The organism is Sporosarcina ureae (assembly GCF_002101375.1).
Lineage (GTDB): Bacteria > Bacillota > Bacilli > Bacillales_A > Planococcaceae > Sporosarcina > Sporosarcina ureae_B.
In genome coordinates, this window is the sequence record NZ_CP015207.1 from 3,338,137 (window position 1) to 3,353,765 (window position 15,629).

Sequence of the window (15,629 nt, forward strand, 5' to 3'; positions counted from 1 at the left end):
TGAGAAAATAATGTCTAAAATGATTAGGTCAGTTTTTCTGCTCATTTTATTCATCGGTACAATCGCATTGCCTTTTATACACTCAGATGCAGCTGAAACAAAAGTATATCGAGTACCCCTTCATCAAGAAGTAGAAAAGGGGCTGCATGCTTTCCTACAGCGTTCATTCAAAGAAGCCAAAGCTGAAGGTGCAGAGACGATTGTGCTGGATATAGACACTCCAGGAGGGTTTGTAGACGCTGCTGATCAAATCGCAAAACTGATGGAAACAACGGATGATGTGAAAATTGTTGCTTTCATCAACGATCGTGCACTATCTGCCGGAGCTTTCCTTGCGCTCTATGCAGATGAAATCTACATGACACCAAACGGTTCGATCGGTGCTGCACAAGTCATCGATGGTTCTGGAAATGCAGCAGAAACGAAAGCCAATAGTTATTGGTTGGCGCAAATGAAAAATGCCGCAAAGCACTCAGACCGTGATCCACAATATGCACTAGCAATGGCAAATCCTGAAATTGATCTGCCGGACTTGCGTGCGCAAAAAGGGGAACTTCTGACTCTCACTGCTGACGAAGCAGAACAGGTAGGGTACAGTGAAGGTACAGTGGCTTCATTTGATGAGTTACTTAAGAAGCTGGATTTGGAAGACGCGCAAGTTATTTCTACAACGGAAACATTTACAGAGAAAATGGCGCGATTCATCACCAATCCGGTCGTTGTACCGATTTTACTTTCTGTTGCAAGTCTCGGACTGATTGTAGAATTATATTCACCAGGCTTCGGTGTGCCGGGAAGTATGGGGTTAACAGCTCTGTTTTTATTCTTCTATGGACATACAGTAGCGGGGCTCGCGGGTTATGAAACATTGTTATTATTCCTGCTCGGCGTTGCACTCATTATTGCCGAATTCTTTGTAGCGGGGGGAATAGCGGGTATCTTCGGGATCTTGGCTATCATAGGAAGTATTTTATTGGCAGGCACAAACTTGGCATTCATGGCAATCTCGGTGCTAATTGCGATAGCCGTAGCATGTATAGGAGCAGTGGTTATTATGAAATTCTTCGGTAAAAAACTTCATCTGTTGAATAAAATCATTTTAATGGATACGATGGATACTGAAAGCGGTTATGTCTCCAATAAAAATCGTAATGAATTGTTGCAGAAAGTTGCCACAACCATTACACCACTTTATCCATCGGGTGTTGCCGAGTTGGACGGTGAACGAATCGATGTAGTATCAGAAGGTCGGTATATCGAGAGTGGTAAAAAAGTAGTTGTCGTAGCAGTAGAAGGCTTTAGAATTGTAGTTAGAGAGATGAAAGAGGAGGAACAAGGCTTATGATGGGACTAGGAACAATCGGACTGGTAGCTGCAGTCTTCATTATCATCATCGTACTGGCGGTATTCTTTACATTTGTGCCAGTCACGCTATGGATTTCCGCAATGGCGGCAGGCGTACGAGTAAGTATCTTCACGTTAGTCGGTATGCGTTTACGTCGGGTTATCCCAAGCAGAGTAGTTAACCCGTTAATTAAAGCACATAAAGCGGGTCTGACAGTATCGATCAACCAGCTTGAAAGCCATTACTTGGCAGGTGGTAACGTAGACCGCGTTGTGAATGCATTGATTGCTGCACAACGTGCGAACATTGATTTGACTTTCGAAAGAGCGCAAGCAATTGACTTGGCAGGACGTGACGTATTGGAAGCAGTTCAAATGTCCGTTAACCCGAAAGTGATCGAAACACCATTTATCGCAGGTGTTGCGATGAATGGTATCGAAGTAAAAGCGAAAGCCCGTATCACAGTCCGTGCAAACATCGACCGTCTCGTCGGTGGTGCAGGTGAAGAAACTGTCGTTGCCCGTGTTGGTGAAGGTATCGTATCGACAATTGGTTCTTCTATCAGCCACGCAAAAGTACTAGAAAATCCGGATATGATTTCTCAAACCGTTCTGAAAAAAGGTTTGGATTCAGGTACTGCGTTTGAAATTCTTTCGATTGATATTGCCGACGTGGATATCGGTAAAAACATCGGCGCGGAACTTCAGACTGAACAAGCGATGGCGGATAAAAACATTGCCCAAGCAAAAGCGGAAGAACGCCGTGCGATGGCTGTTGCGAATGAACAAGAGATGAAGGCAAAAACTCAGGAAATGCGCTCGAAAGTTGTGGGTGCAGAAGCCGAAGTACCTTTAGCTATGGCAGAAGCTTTGCGTTCAGGAAATATCGGAATCATGGATTATATGAATTATAAAAATATCCAAGCAGATACAAGCATGCGAGATTCTATCAGCAAAACAGGTTCGGATCAACAACCAAAGAAAGATCAATAATAACGAGATGAATTCCCGGGAAGGGGATGCATAATGGAACAACTGATAATTTTGGTCATTATGCTGGCTCTGGGATCTCTATTCGGTAAAAAGAAAGACCAAGAGAAACCAGATCGACAACCGAAGCGACCGACTAGTCAGCAATGGCCAGCTCAACCAACTCAACGCCAAATGAATCAAAGAGAAACTCCGCGGACTAATGCAACTCCAGAAGAAAAGCCGCGTTCGTTGAAGGAGTTATCTAGGAACCTATTCGAAGATATTCAAAAGGAATTCCAAGATCTCCAACAAGAAACGAAGGAACCTGGACAGCCTGTAAAGTCGCAGGCGCCTCAGTCGGAAGTCTTCTATGCAGAACCTAAGAAACCGGCTAAACCCGTTTCTGCGTCACGTCCGGAGCGTCAAACGGGCAGAGGTAGACTGCACGGAGAGAACCAGTCCATCATGTTAGAAGATGAACAAATTTTGCAAGAAGACTTGATTCCAAGAACACCTCAGCAGATCATGCAAGGAATCGTCTATGCAGAAATTTTAGGTCCACCAAAATCAAAACGGTAATCATGCCGCCCCCTGTCTTTTCATAGGATGAGACAGGGGGTTTTTTCATGAAAAAATTATTCGCACTTCATCCATCCATTATTCTAGATGAATTCAACTCATTGCGGATTACTGGCAACTATCGCTTGCTCGCATTAAGCGAACAATCCGTATCCTTTCAAACGAATGACTATGTCATGACTGTTAAAGGAGAAGATGTAACGGTTCTAATGCTGACTGAACAACACGCCCATATATCGATCGATGAACTACAGGAAGTGACGGTGCGTTTTACGCCTGAAGAAGGAAACAGCCATGAGTCCTAAACGATTTGAAGTTCAGGTGAAAGATGTTCGTAACGGTTCTGTTTTTCTAAGTAGATTACAGAGAGAGCATGTCAAGATCAGCAGCTTGTATGTCTCTGGAAGTGCTATGTTTTTTGAAACGGATTCAAAAGGAATTCATATTATCCGTCGTTACAGAAGAAAGTACCGTGTGAAAGTACAAATCAGGCGTAAAGGTCAGGATACTGTTCAGCATCGGCTATTCGCATCATTCTTGTTTTTAATCGTCTGTTTCATCCCACTAGTTGCCTCGCTGTTTCTTTGGAATATCACGGTGGAGAGTGATGTCCCAGAAATTGCGCAACGAATGGAAACCAAGATGAAGAAAGCGCGAATTACTGCGCCTACTTTATTATCCAAATTACCGGAGGAAGATGAAATTCGTCGACTGTTGATGCAAGATGAACCCTCGCTATCTTGGATCCGGTTCTCAAAGGCAGGTACTTCGTTAACGGTTTCACCGATGCTTGCACCACTGTCCACTGAAGTGAAAGAAGAAGTGAAAGAAAAGCCCTCCCATCTAGTAGCAAAAACAGGAGGAGTAATTACACGCTTTGCATTAACAAGAGGAGAAAGAGCGAGTATCATTCATCAGACCGTAAAAAAAGGTGATATGTTGGCAACAGGTATTCTAGAACAAGGAGAGAAAACGGCAGTAGTAGGGGCGGATGGAGAAGTATTTGCTGATTACTGGTTAGAATGTCATTTTGAATTACCCCGGACGATTAGTTATTCGATTCAAGGAGAAGAAAACGTGAATATCAGTTGGCAAAAGCCATGGATGGGTAACCAGATAAAAGATATAAGTTTTAGAAATCCCATTATTATTGATAAGGTGAAAGAAAATCACACCCAGGAAGTATTTCTGAAAAAAGGAATGGAAGAGACCATCATATTGCCATTGATTAAGTACGATTTATTGTCAAAGAAAACAGATGAGCGCATAATTAAGGAAGAAAACATTTTACATGTATCCTTCACTAATGATAAAGTGAGTGGGACTATACTATTTTTACTTAATGAAAACATTGCTGAAAAACGACCTATAACTCAAGGAGACTGAAAATATTGAGCGAACATTTACTTCAACTTCATATTGAAGAACCGAACGAAGCGATTATGCTTCTTGGCATTTCCGATCAGAACATGAATCTAATTGAAGAGGAATTGAAAGTTTCAATCCACACTAGAGGTGAAAATATCTCGATCAGTGGAGCGGAAGAACAAGCGGTAGCTGCGAAAACATTGCTCGAGCAGTTATTGAAAGTTATCCGTAAAGGGATTAATATCAATTTACGCGATGTAGCAACAGCGATCGAAATGGCGAAAAACGGCACGATTGAATATTTCTCTTCTTTATACGAAGAAGAAATCGCACGCAACACAAAAGGAAAGGTCATTCGTGCAAAGACGATCGGCCAAAGAGAATACGTCCAAGCAATTCGTTCAAGAGATCTAGTGTTTTGTATCGGACCTGCCGGAACAGGAAAGACGTATCTCGCTGTCGTGATGGCTGTGCAGGCAATGAAAACAGGTTCAGTAAAGCGAATTGTGTTGACCCGACCTGCTGTTGAAGCTGGAGAGAGCTTAGGATTCCTTCCAGGCGATTTGAAAGAAAAAGTCGACCCATACCTTCGCCCTCTTTACGATGCGTTACACGATGTGCTGGGAGCCGAACATACAGAACGTCTTATGGAACGTGGCGTCATTGAAATTGCACCATTGGCGTACATGCGTGGCAGAACGCTTGACGATGCATTCGTTATTTTGGACGAAGCTCAAAATACAACGAAAGCGCAAATGAAAATGTTTTTAACTCGTCTCGGTTTTGGATCGAAAATGGTCATCACAGGTGATAAAACGCAAATTGATTTACCTCGCGGTGTAGATTCCGGTCTCAATGTTGCAGAACATATTTTGAAGAATGTGCAAGATATCCAATTCATGTATTTGGAACAAGGTGACGTAGTCCGACATCCGATTGTAGCGAAGATCATTGATGCATATGAGAAAGAGCAGTCAACTAATTAATTGACTGCTTTTTTTTGAATGATGAATATACATAGTTACACCATCATGTGAGGAACATTTGCTGAAAGGAGGCAACTGCATGATAGCTTTAAAGGAACTACTTTCACACCTAAGAAAAGTGAAATTTACATTTCTTTTGCTTCTTGTCGTCTCTCTTTCAAGTATCTTATTATTTTTTCTGATGTATGGCAGCACGCAAAACGAAACGTACGAAATTTCAGCTTTTGAGATTTCACCGAAAACTATACGTTCACCTAAAACAATAGAAGATATCGAGAAAACCGAACTTGAACGTGTACGGGCAGAACAGGCGGTACCTAATTCCTATCGTTTTTCAGAAGATGTCATGAAAAACCGCCAAGCTATCCTTGGTTCAATCTTTACTGCAGTGAGTGATGTCAAAGTCGAAGCGAGTGAAGATCCAGACATGACCTCGGGATCTAAAATGAAATTGCTCCAAAAGAAGTTGGAAGGACTTGAAAAAGAACAGACTTTTTTACCCGTTACAAGTGACCAACTTAAACAGCTGCTCTCGGCTGAACAAGATGATCTAAATAATTTGCATGAATTATTGACACTTGTAGTGGGAAAAGAATTATCGAAGCCGTTTAAAGCTGAACAGGTGCCGATGCATCGTTATGAAGTGGAGCGTAGAATTCGAGAAACTACTACACTGCCAAGAGATTTGCTTGATGTTGCACTATCCCTAGGACGAATGGCGGTAGTGGAAACGGAAGTAATCGATGAAGAATTGACAGTCAAAAATCAGGCGGATGCGCGAGCTTCAGTTGAAGCCATCCGTATTTTGCAAGGACAAGTCATCGTACGTGAAGGACAGTTGATCGATCGTGATGTGTATCACCAACTAAAGCTTTCTGGAGTCCTTAATAATCAATCTTCACTTAAACCGATGTTCGGAACGGTGTTGTTTATTTTGTTTGTGTCAGGTTTGATTGCTATACACTTCGGCAAGTCCAAAAGAGATGAGGCATTTAAAAAGAAAGCTCTGGTTATTTTCTGTATTATTTTATTACTGGCGGTCGTATTAATGAAAATCGTCAGCTACATCGATTATGAGTTTGATGTCCTCATTGCATTTTTATTTCCAACGGCTCTCGTACCGATGTTGATCAAGTTATTGATTAATGAGCGTTCAGCAGTACTTGCGACAATTATTACTTCTGCGACAGCTGGTATCATGCTGCAGGAAGGCTTGGCCGCAATCATGCAAATGGAAGTAGCGCTGTATATTTTATTCGGTGGAATTGTGAGTATCTATTTACTGAGTGAACATGGCAGACGTTCAACGATTCTGCAGACGAGTGTTGGTGTTGCGGGATCAAATAGTATGTTCATCATATTTTATTTGTTAATGACGCAGACTAGTTATACAACGCCAGAGCTGATTTTCTATGCCGTGGCAGCTATCACATCTGGCTTGTTATCTGGAGCTTTGACAATGGGATTATTGCCGTTTTTCGAGTCGAGTTTCCACTTGCTTTCTAATATGCGTTTAGTGGAGCTTTCGAATCCTAATCATCCGCTACTAAAGAAAATTTTAGTGGAGACGCCGGGCACATATCATCACAGCATTATGGTTGCGAATATAGCCGATGCGGCGTGTGAAGCAATTGGAGCCAACGGATTGCTCGCGCGTGTCGGCAGTTATTATCATGATATTGGGAAAACTATACATCCGGGATTCTTCATTGAAAATCAACATAATGATCGTAATCTACATGATGCACTGACACCCGAGAAAAGTCGTGATATGATTATAGCCCACGCGGAAGATGGCGCGAAAATTTTGGAGAAGCATCGTATGCCAAAAGAGCTTATAGCTATTGCAAGACAGCATCATGGAACGAGTAGCGTCCGGTTCTTTTATCAGAAAGCGAAAGAAATCAATCCCGATGTGAATGAAGACGATTTTCGCTATCCCGGCCCGAAACCGCAAACGAAAGAAAATGCGGTCATTATGATTGCAGACAGTGTGGAAGCGGCGGTGCGTTCTATGAAAGAACCGACTCCTGAAAAAATTGCTACGCTCGTCAACGCGATTGTACGAGGGAAATTAGAGGATGATCAATTTGACGAATGTGATTTGTCGTTAAAAGAAATTAAATTAGTGAAACAAGCAATTAATGAAACGTTAAACGGGATATTTCATAATCGTATTGAATACCCCGATAAGTAAAGGAGCAGAGCGACTATGATAGATTTTTATTTCGAAGATGAAACAGAAATCGTGGAACCAAGTTCGGAAACATTGATCAAGGATTTGTTGACTCACGCGTCCATAATGGAGAAAATGGAAGGTCTGTATGAGTTGTCTATTACGTTTATGGACGATGAATCCATTCAAGCTGTGAATGCTGAATACAGAGGCAAAGACCGTCCAACTGACGTTATTTCATTTGCGCTAGAAGAGTTGTCTGAAGGAGAAGTGGCGATTGTTCATGAAAGCGATATGCCTGTTGTGCTAGGGGACATCTTGATTTCCATCGATACTGCAAAACGTCAGGCAATTGAGTACAATCATTCGTTCGAGCGGGAACTCGGGTTTCTTGCTTTACATGGATTCTTGCATCTACTCGGATATGATCATCTCGATGAAGAACAAGAACGTGAGATGTTCGGCAGACAGACAGAGATTTTAACTGCATTCGGTTTGGATCGGCAGTGAGTCTATGCAGAATTTCTTGAAGTCTTTCATCTTTGCGTGGGAAGGCATTAAAGACGGCTTTAGGCAAGGCCGGAATATGAAATCGCACGGTTTATCAGCTATGATCGTGTTGATTGCAGGCTGGTTCACCGGCCTTTCACAAATAGAATGGATGATTATTTTTATCGTCATTGCAGGTGTAATGGCGCTTGAATTAATGAATACTGCAGTGGAATACGTTGTGGATCTTGTCACAACCGAATTCCATCCGCTAGCTAAAAAAGCAAAAGATATTGCAGCTGGTTCCGTTTTCGTGTTTGCCATAGCCAGTGCAATCATCGGCTGTATAATTTTCTTTCCAAAATGGTTTGGATAATAAGATCGAATGAAGAGGTGGTAATTAGATGCAAGTAGAACAATTAATGAATGAAGCAAAGCTAGCGATGAAAACGGCCTATGTACCTTATTCAAAATTTCCAGTAGGTGCTGCATTAGAGGCAAGCGATGGTACTATTTATCATGGATGCAATATTGAAAACTCTGCGTATGGCTTATCTAATTGTGCAGAGAGAACAGCTATTTTCAAAGCGGTATCTGAAGGTGTCACATCGTTCAAGTCGATTACAGTAATTGGCGATACGGAAGGCCCGATCGCGCCGTGCGGTTCTTGCCGTCAAGTCATTGCAGAATTTTGTGCGCCGAACATGCCTGTATACTTGACGAATTTGAAAGGTCATATACAAGAAACAACAGTAGACCAGCTATTGCCGGGTGCTTTTTCCAAGGAGGATTTAGATTATGCAGAAGAACAACTTTAAGTCAGGCTTTATTTCCATCATCGGACGTCCCAATGTAGGGAAATCTACATTTATCAACCGCATGGTCGGTCAAAAAATTGCGATCATGAGCGACAAGCCACAAACAACACGAAACAAAGTACAGGGAATTGTCACAACCGATACGTCTCAGATGATTTTTATAGATACACCAGGTGTCCACAAACCGAAACATCGACTTGGCGACTTCATGTTGAAAGTGACACGCAGTACGCTGAGCGAAGTCGATGTGATCATGTTTATGGTCAATGCGGATGAAAAAATCGGAACAGGTGACAGATTTATTATGGAGTGGCTCGTGAAATCGGAGACGCCTGTATTTTTGGTCATCAATAAAATCGACTTAGTGCATCCTGATCAATTATTCGAGATCATCACATCATATACAAATGAAATGAAATTTGCAGAAGTCGTTCCAATCTCTGCACTAAATGGCAATAATATTGAACGATTGGTGGAAACGCTAGAAAGTTATTTAGAAGAAGGTCCACAATTTTATGATGCAGAGCAAGTAACGGATCACCCAGAGCGTTTCATCATTTCCGAAATGATCCGTGAAAAAGTATTGCACACTACACGCGAAGAAATTCCGCACTCGATTGCGGTGGCGATTGAAAGTATTGAGCAAGATCCAGTAACCGACAAAACGCATATCCGCGCGACCATTATAGTGGAACGAGATTCACAAAAAGGGATTGTCATTGGTAAAGGTGGAAAGCTCCTAAAAGAAGTCGGCGTGAAAGCAAGAAAAGATATCGAAATGTTGCTGGGCCATAAAGTGTATTTAGAGCTATGGGTGAAAGTCCAAAAAGACTGGCGTAACCGTCCGAGTCGTTTGAAAGAGTTTGGATTTAACGAGGAAGACTACTAAGCTGTCTGTCCTGCTAAAGGAGAGAGCGTGTTGCTGAATAAATTGGAAGGCTATATTATCAAAAGTATCCCTTACGGAGAATCCAATAAGATTGTGACGATCTATACGAAAGAAGCGGGGAAGATCACGGCGATGGCAAGAGGTGCGAAAAAGCCTGCGAGTCGCTTAGCAGCCATTACACAAACCTTTACTCATGGCTATTTTCTTGTTCGTGCAAGCAGGGGCATGGGGTCGCTTGAGCAAGGTGAGCTCATCAGCAGTGTTCGGCACATTCGTTCGGATCTAGAGACGACGGCCTATGCGGGGTTGATTGTAGAATTGCTTGATCGTCTCACAGAATCTGAACAGCCAAATGCGAGCATATTTCGTTTGCTTGACGAGTCTTTTAATGCTCTGGAAGAGGGCTATGACGCGGAAGCCATATCACTTTTCGTTCAGTGGAAGATGTTGCCGGTTGCAGGAATACATCCTATACTTCATGAGTGTGCAAGTTGCGGCGCTACAGAAGGAGAATTCGCTTTTTCTTTCCAACAGATAGGTTTTCTTTGTCATCGTTGCTTTAACGTCGATCCGTATATCATTCGTCTATCTCCTACACAAATCAAATTGATCCGAATGTTTTACAATGTTCCACTCGATCAGATTGGCAAACTGACGTTGAAGAAACCGACGAAGACGTTTATGGCGAAGCTTGTTTCAACGATTTATCAAGAACAAACAGGAATCTTTCTGAAATCCAGAAAGTTCATTGAGCAACTGGAACGTACACCTGAATTGCAAAAACCAAATGAACGAACGAAAGAAAGCCCAGAAGTGGAAGGCTGATGCCAACTTCTTCTGGGCTTTTTTATAATTAAAATTGTAGGTGTTTTTGAATATATGCTGTAACGTCTTCAATAGGCATGCGTTCTTGCTCCATGGAATCACGGTGACGAACAGTCACTTGTTTGTCTTCCAACGAATCAAAGTCAAATGTAATACAGAATGGAGTTCCGATTTCATCTTGACGACGGTAACGACGTCCGATGGATTGAGAATCATCATATTGTACTGGGAAATGCTTTGAAAGCTCCGCATATACTTGTTGTGCATCATCCGCAAGCTTTTTGGATAATGGAAGGACTGCTGCTTTGATTGGCGCTAATGCTGGGTGGAAACGAAGAACAGTACGTGTATCGCCGTCTTCAAGTTCTTCCGTATCGAATGCGTCACATAGGAAAGCCAACGTTACGCGGTCCGCACCAACGGAAGGTTCGATACAGTAAGGTACGTATTTTTCATTCGTAATTGGATCTTGGTAATGGAAGTCTTCGCCTGAATATTCCATATGACGGTTCAAATCGAAGTCCGTACGGTTAGCGATCCCCCATAGCTCTCCCCAACCAAATGGGAATTTGTATTCGATATCCACAGTTCCTTTAGAATAGTGGGATAGCTCATCTTCATTGTGTTCGCGTAGACGCATATTATCTTTCTTCAAACCAAGTTTCAATAATAATCCTTCAGACTGGTCAATCCAGTACTTATACCATTGCTCATCTTCGCCTGGTTTACAGAAGAATTCAAGTTCCATTTGTTCGAATTCACGAGTACGGAATGTGAAGTTACCCGGTGTGATTTCGTTACGGAAACTTTTTCCTACTTGTGCGATACCAAAAGGTACTTTCTTTCTCATAGAGCGTTGAACATTCTTGAAGTTCACGAAGATTCCTTGTGCCGTTTCAGGACGTAGGAAAATTTCGTTCGCAGAGGAATCTGTTACGCCTTGGCTTGTTTTGAACATTAAGTTGAATTGACGGATTTCCGTATAATCCAACGCACCACATGTAGGACATTTGATTTCGTGTTCTTGAATCAAATCGAACATTTTATCAAACGGTAGGCCATCGACGACCATTTCAATTCCCTTTGCATCCAATGCTTCTTCGATTAATTTGTCTGCACGGTGACGGGTATTACATTTTTTACAGTCGATCATCGGATCATTGAAGTTTCCGATATGACCGGATGCTTCCCAAACTTTCGGGTTCATCAGGATTGCGGAATCAAGACCTACGTTATAAGGTGATTCCTGAATGAATTTCTGCCACCAAGCGCGTTTGATATTGTTTTTTAGTTCGACACCTAGAGGACCGTAATCCCAAGTGTTTGCCAAACCACCATAAATATCAGACCCTGGGAATACGAACCCCCGTTGTTTTGAAAGATTGACTACTTGTTCCATAGATAACATTCTAAACGCCTCCAATTAAAATAAGCACACGTCTCCGGACATAGATCATGTCCGGGGACGAGTGCATGATAACCCGCGGTTCCACCCCGATTGGTTTTTCAACCCACTTTCATAATGAATGTTTCAACTCCCGGCTGCCGTTTTCGTGTAGGTACAGGCTTTCACTATCCCTGTTCGCTCAAAATATACACTACTTATTGACCGTTCTTCGTTTACTTGATTCAAAATTAGTTTAGCATGCTTCTCCTTTCTTCGCAATAGCGAGCGTGTTGATATATAATTAGACAGTAAATACAACTTTGAAGTCTGAAGGCGGTGACATGTTTGGAATTAAATACACGTCAGAATGAAATCCTCGACATCGTCAAAGGAAACGGTCCGATTACAGGGGAGCAAATTGCTGAGCGTTTACATTTGGCGCGCGCTACGATCCGGCCGGATTTGGCAATCTTGACGATGGCTGGATTTTTGGATGCACGACCGCGTGTAGGTTATTTCTATTCTGGCAAGAAACCTATCAAATCCGTTGCAGATGGCATGGTGGATATGATTGTAGCCAATTACCAATCGAGGCCAGTCGTCATCACTGAAAATCTATCTGTCTATGACGCGATTTGCCAGCTGTTTTTAGAAGATGTAGGTACGCTATTCGTGGTGGACCAACAGTCGTTATTGACAGGCGTTGTGTCACGAAAGGATTTACTGAGAACGAGCATCGGAAGAACAGAATTAGAAAAGATACCCGTGCATGTCATTATGACAAGAATGCCGAATGTCACATATTGCAAAAAAGAAGACACACTCATTTCCGTTGCCAAAAAAATGATGGACAGTCAAATCGATTCATTGCCTATCGTTCAAGAGCGTGAAAAAGGACTAGAAGTAATGGGACGGGTGACGAAAACAAATATTACTGCCGCTTTTCTTTCATTAGTGGAAGATCAAGATGTATGAGGAGTGACTGCATGACAAAATTCACATTATTTATTGTCTCCGATTCTGTCGGGGAAACTGCAGGTCTTGTGACGAAAGCGGCTGCGAGTCAATTTCGACACGATTTGGAGACGGTTTCAATAAAAAGATTTTCGTATATAGAAGAGAATTCACAATTGGAAGAGATTGTATTCTTAGCAAAGCAACAGCAAGCATTGATTGTCTTTACCTTAGTCAAAAGCCAGATGAGAGAGCAGCTACATCTACTTTGTGAAGAATTGAAAGTACCTTTCGTAGACTTGCTCGGTCCATTGATTGAGAAGATGGGAGACCAGTTGAAACAAGAACCATTTGAAGAGCCCGGTCTTGTCAGGAAGTTGGATGATGATTATTTTAAGAAGATTGAAGCCATCGAGTTTGCAGTTCGCTATGATGACGGAAGAGATACACGTGGCATATTGGAAGCGGATATGGTCCTAATCGGTGTATCGCGTACATCCAAAACGCCGTTATCTCAATATCTTGCGAATAAAGGTTTTAAAGTGGCCAACGTACCGCTTCTGCCAGAAGTGGACCCGCCGTCAGAACTTTTTTCTATTGATCCTGCAAAGTGCTTTGGCCTATGTATTTCCGTTGAGCAATTGAATTCGATTCGGAAATCTCGCTTGAAGACATTAGGCTTGAAAGATGATGCAAACTATGCGAAAATAGCACGTATTCAACAAGAGATTGACTATTTCAATGAAATTACTACACGTGTCGGTTGTGAAGTCATCGATGTGACGAATCGCGCGGTAGAAGAGACAGCCAATACGATTCTTAAAGCATTTTTAGCAAGGAAGGCCAACTGAAAGAACTAGTTGGGTCTTCTTTTTTCTGTGTGTCTCCACTCGACTAACATGTCATAAATGTGACATAAATGCAGATACTGAAAATATTTATAGCAAAAAATGTCGATAAAGAAGGATTTTTGTGAAGCGTCTAGAATTTATGTATATAGAGTGGAAATGGTGATAGAATGACAAGAATATCTGATGATACAATTGAGGAAATCCGTTCAGGAACCGACATCGTCGATTTGATCAGCGAATATGTCCAATTAGCAAAAAGAGGTAAAAACTGGTTTGGACTTTGCCCGTTCCATGAAGAAGGCAGTCCGTCTTTCTCTGTTTCCGAAGACAAGCAGCTTTTCCATTGTTTTGGTTGCGGCGCAAGCGGAAATGCCATCACGTTCATGATGGATATGGAAAACCGGTCATTCATCGACTCCATCGTCAAACTAGGCAGCCGAATGGGATTAGAATTGGAGAGTTCCCAAACAGACAACCAAGCGTCAAATTCCTCGTCTAATCAAAAAATGCTGAAAGCCTACACACTGGCTGCTAATTTTTATAGCCATCTGCTCTTAAACACCATAGAAGGCGAAAAAGCATTAGAATATCTAGAAAAAAGAGGATTTACGCGTGACGAGATAGAACAGTATGAAATAGGATGGTCTCCCATTCAATCAGATGCCTTATCGGCACTGCTAAAGAGACAAGGTTTTGATATGAAGGAAATGGAAACGGCAGGGCTTTGTTTCCATAAAGAAGATGGCTCAGGTTATTTTGACCGTTTCAGAGGAAGGATCATGTTTCCGATTCAGGATGATAATGGTGCAACAATCGCATTCTCCGGCAGAAGGTTGGAGGATTCTTCTTCTGACGCTAAATATATCAATAGTCCAGAAACTCCCGTCTTTGAAAAGAGTAAGGTTTTGTTTAATTTTCACCGTGCACGTCTTAATGTTCGAAAAACGGGTAAAGTAGTATTATTCGAAGGTTTCATGGATACGATTGCAGCAGATCGTGGCGGAATAGGAAATACAGTGGCTGTTATGGGTACTGCATTGTCCGCGCATCATATCGTGAAATTGAAGCGAATGGCAAAAAAGATCGTCATTTGCTGCGATGGTGACTCAGCTGGCTGGGGGGCTGCCAAACGATTTGCTGACCAATTAATGGATAGCGGAATGGATGTACTGATTGCCACCTTACCTGATAAAATGGATCCTGATGATTATATCAGTCAGCATGGTTCAGAAGTATTTTCAGAAAAGGTGCTTGATCAAGCGTTATCTTATATTTCTTTCGTAGCGGCCTACTATAGAAGAGATAAGAATTTATCCGTTGATCATGATATCAAGCAATATGTACACGAAGTATTTGACGAACTGGCTCACCGTTGTTCTCCTATCGAGAAGGATTTATTGATCCAGCAACTCCACAATGAAACACATGCTTCAAAAGAGTCACTTGGTCAAGAATTCACCAAGTCGATTGCTAAGAAAGCGAAACAATCACGAGATACAAGTCCTGATGAAGGCAGAATTGTACAAGTTACGAGAGCCCCGGTGAATCGTGCGGAAACAGATCGTGCGGAACAATTACTTCTTGCGCATCTGCTGATGGACGCAGATCTATTCGAGGAAAAACGACTGGAACTTCAAGATTTATTTGTGCGAGATGATATCATCAAAATATTCTTTAAGTTAGCAGCGTTTTATGAACAATATGATTTGCCAAACTATCAGCGATTTGCAGAAACGTTGGAAGACCGGCAACTAAAGAAAGTAGTCATGGAAGCCATCTTAACTGAACGTTCACAGGAGCATATTACACAAGAAGTGAATGACTGTATCCGTCATTTGAAAAAAAATCAAATCAAACGTCTAATTGATCAAAAACGACATGAATCAAAAGAAGCAGAAAAAAGGAACGACCTACTGAAAGCAATGGAGTTGGCCTCGGAAGTAATCCAGCTTGTGAGATCGTTAAAGGTTCTGTAAGGAGGTATAGTCACT

Annotated in this window: 16 protein-coding genes; 15 read left to right on the forward strand and 1 reads right to left on the reverse strand. The window is 42.0% G+C overall.

Features of this window, described 5'->3' with window-relative positions:
* The first annotated feature begins 10 nt into the window (after positions 1 to 10).
* The 12 genes from SporoP8_RS16335 (at position 11) to recO (ending at position 10,446) form a co-directional block, all read left to right on the forward strand.
* Positions 11 to 1,345, forward strand: coding sequence for an NfeD family protein (locus SporoP8_RS16335; RefSeq protein ID WP_085133495.1), 1,335 nt, complete (start codon positions 11 to 13; stop codon positions 1,343 to 1,345).
* Positions 1,345 to 2,337, forward strand: coding sequence for a flotillin-like protein FloA (gene floA / locus SporoP8_RS16340; protein WP_085133714.1), 993 nt, complete (start codon positions 1,345 to 1,347; stop codon positions 2,335 to 2,337). Before SporoP8_RS16335 ends, floA begins: the two co-directional genes overlap by 1 nt.
* A gap of 33 nt (positions 2,338 to 2,370) precedes the next feature.
* On the forward strand, positions 2,371 to 2,895 hold the full coding sequence (locus SporoP8_RS16345) for a hypothetical protein (RefSeq protein WP_085133496.1): 525 nt from the start codon (positions 2,371 to 2,373) through the stop codon (positions 2,893 to 2,895).
* A gap of 47 nt (positions 2,896 to 2,942) precedes the next feature.
* Positions 2,943 to 3,200 (forward strand): YabP/YqfC family sporulation protein, encoded by a 258-nt coding sequence (locus SporoP8_RS16350; protein WP_085133497.1) that lies wholly within the window; start codon positions 2,943 to 2,945, stop codon positions 3,198 to 3,200.
* Complete coding sequence (locus tag SporoP8_RS16355) at positions 3,190 to 4,281, forward strand: sporulation protein YqfD (RefSeq protein ID WP_085133498.1); 1,092 nt, start codon at positions 3,190 to 3,192, stop codon at positions 4,279 to 4,281. Before SporoP8_RS16350 ends, SporoP8_RS16355 begins: the two co-directional genes overlap by 11 nt.
* Before the next feature lie 5 nt (positions 4,282 to 4,286).
* Positions 4,287 to 5,249, forward strand: coding sequence for a PhoH family protein (locus SporoP8_RS16360; RefSeq protein ID WP_198166038.1), 963 nt, complete (start codon positions 4,287 to 4,289; stop codon positions 5,247 to 5,249).
* A gap of 79 nt (positions 5,250 to 5,328) precedes the next feature.
* The gene (locus SporoP8_RS16365) at positions 5,329 to 7,446 is read left to right on the forward strand and encodes an HD family phosphohydrolase (protein ID WP_085133499.1); all 2,118 of its coding nucleotides are present in this window, start codon (positions 5,329 to 5,331) and stop codon (positions 7,444 to 7,446) included.
* A gap of 15 nt (positions 7,447 to 7,461) precedes the next feature.
* Positions 7,462 to 7,935: an rRNA maturation RNase YbeY gene (gene ybeY, locus SporoP8_RS16370; protein ID WP_085133500.1), complete on the forward strand. Its 474-nt coding sequence runs from the start codon at positions 7,462 to 7,464 to the stop codon at positions 7,933 to 7,935.
* Positions 7,936 to 7,939: 4 nt separating this feature from the next.
* Positions 7,940 to 8,290, forward strand: a complete 351-nt coding sequence (locus SporoP8_RS16375) for a diacylglycerol kinase family protein (protein WP_085133501.1) — start codon at positions 7,940 to 7,942, stop codon at positions 8,288 to 8,290.
* Between the two features lie 28 nt (positions 8,291 to 8,318).
* Positions 8,319 to 8,732 carry a cytidine deaminase gene (locus SporoP8_RS16380; RefSeq protein ID WP_085133502.1) on the forward strand — a complete coding sequence of 138 codons (414 nt, stop codon included), beginning with the start codon at positions 8,319 to 8,321 and terminating at the stop codon, positions 8,730 to 8,732.
* Complete coding sequence (gene era / locus SporoP8_RS16385) at positions 8,713 to 9,621, forward strand: GTPase Era (protein WP_029054691.1); 909 nt, start codon at positions 8,713 to 8,715, stop codon at positions 9,619 to 9,621. The genes SporoP8_RS16380 and era overlap by 20 nt, the downstream gene beginning before the upstream one ends.
* A gap of 30 nt (positions 9,622 to 9,651) precedes the next feature.
* A complete protein-coding gene (gene recO, locus SporoP8_RS16390; protein WP_085133503.1) occupies positions 9,652 to 10,446 on the forward strand; it encodes a DNA repair protein RecO in 795 nt (264 codons plus the stop codon).
* A gap of 28 nt (positions 10,447 to 10,474) precedes the next feature.
* Here the strand turns inward: recO and SporoP8_RS16395 are convergent, their stop codons facing one another.
* Positions 10,475 to 11,854, reverse strand: a complete 1,380-nt coding sequence (locus tag SporoP8_RS16395; protein WP_085133504.1) for a glycine--tRNA ligase — start codon at positions 11,852 to 11,854, stop codon at positions 10,475 to 10,477.
* A gap of 315 nt (positions 11,855 to 12,169) precedes the next feature.
* Here SporoP8_RS16395 and SporoP8_RS16400 point away from each other — a divergent pair, with 315 nt between their 5' ends.
* The 3 genes from SporoP8_RS16400 to dnaG all read left to right on the forward strand — a co-directional run bounded on the left by SporoP8_RS16400 (position 12,170) and on the right by dnaG (position 15,614).
* A complete protein-coding gene (locus tag SporoP8_RS16400; protein ID WP_085133505.1) occupies positions 12,170 to 12,808 on the forward strand; it encodes a transcriptional regulator CcpN in 639 nt (212 codons plus the stop codon).
* An 11-nt stretch (positions 12,809 to 12,819) separates the two neighbouring features.
* A complete protein-coding gene (locus SporoP8_RS16405) occupies positions 12,820 to 13,638 on the forward strand; it encodes a pyruvate, water dikinase regulatory protein (protein ID WP_085133506.1) in 819 nt (272 codons plus the stop codon).
* Positions 13,639 to 13,805: 167 nt separating this feature from the next.
* Entirely contained in the window at positions 13,806 to 15,614 is a 1,809-nt protein-coding gene (gene dnaG / locus SporoP8_RS16410) for a DNA primase (RefSeq protein ID WP_085133507.1), read from the forward strand.
* Positions 15,615 to 15,629: the final 15 nt, after the last annotated feature.

Coding starts and splice junctions, on each gene's coding strand:
- era (WP_029054691.1), top strand. CDS start 8,713: ATGCAGAAGAACAACTTTAAGTCAGGCTTTATTTCCATCATCGGACGT.
- dnaG (WP_085133507.1), top strand. CDS start 13,806: ATGACAAGAATATCTGATGATACAATTGAGGAAATCCGTTCAGGAACC.
- SporoP8_RS16380 (WP_085133502.1), top strand. CDS start 8,319: ATGCAAGTAGAACAATTAATGAATGAAGCAAAGCTAGCGATGAAAACG.
- SporoP8_RS16375 (WP_085133501.1), top strand. CDS start 7,940: ATGCAGAATTTCTTGAAGTCTTTCATCTTTGCGTGGGAAGGCATTAAA.
- ybeY (WP_085133500.1), top strand. CDS start 7,462: ATGATAGATTTTTATTTCGAAGATGAAACAGAAATCGTGGAACCAAGT.
- SporoP8_RS16395 (WP_085133504.1), bottom strand. CDS start 11,854: ATGTTATCTATGGAACAAGTAGTCAATCTTTCAAAACAACGGGGGTTC.
- SporoP8_RS16355 (WP_085133498.1), top strand. CDS start 3,190: ATGAGTCCTAAACGATTTGAAGTTCAGGTGAAAGATGTTCGTAACGGT.
- SporoP8_RS16350 (WP_085133497.1), top strand. CDS start 2,943: ATGAAAAAATTATTCGCACTTCATCCATCCATTATTCTAGATGAATTC.
- SporoP8_RS16405 (WP_085133506.1), top strand. CDS start 12,820: ATGACAAAATTCACATTATTTATTGTCTCCGATTCTGTCGGGGAAACT.
- floA (WP_085133714.1), top strand. CDS start 1,345: ATGGGACTAGGAACAATCGGACTGGTAGCTGCAGTCTTCATTATCATC.
- SporoP8_RS16335 (WP_085133495.1), top strand. CDS start 11: ATGTCTAAAATGATTAGGTCAGTTTTTCTGCTCATTTTATTCATCGGT.
- SporoP8_RS16345 (WP_085133496.1), top strand. CDS start 2,371: ATGGAACAACTGATAATTTTGGTCATTATGCTGGCTCTGGGATCTCTA.
- SporoP8_RS16365 (WP_085133499.1), top strand. CDS start 5,329: ATGATAGCTTTAAAGGAACTACTTTCACACCTAAGAAAAGTGAAATTT.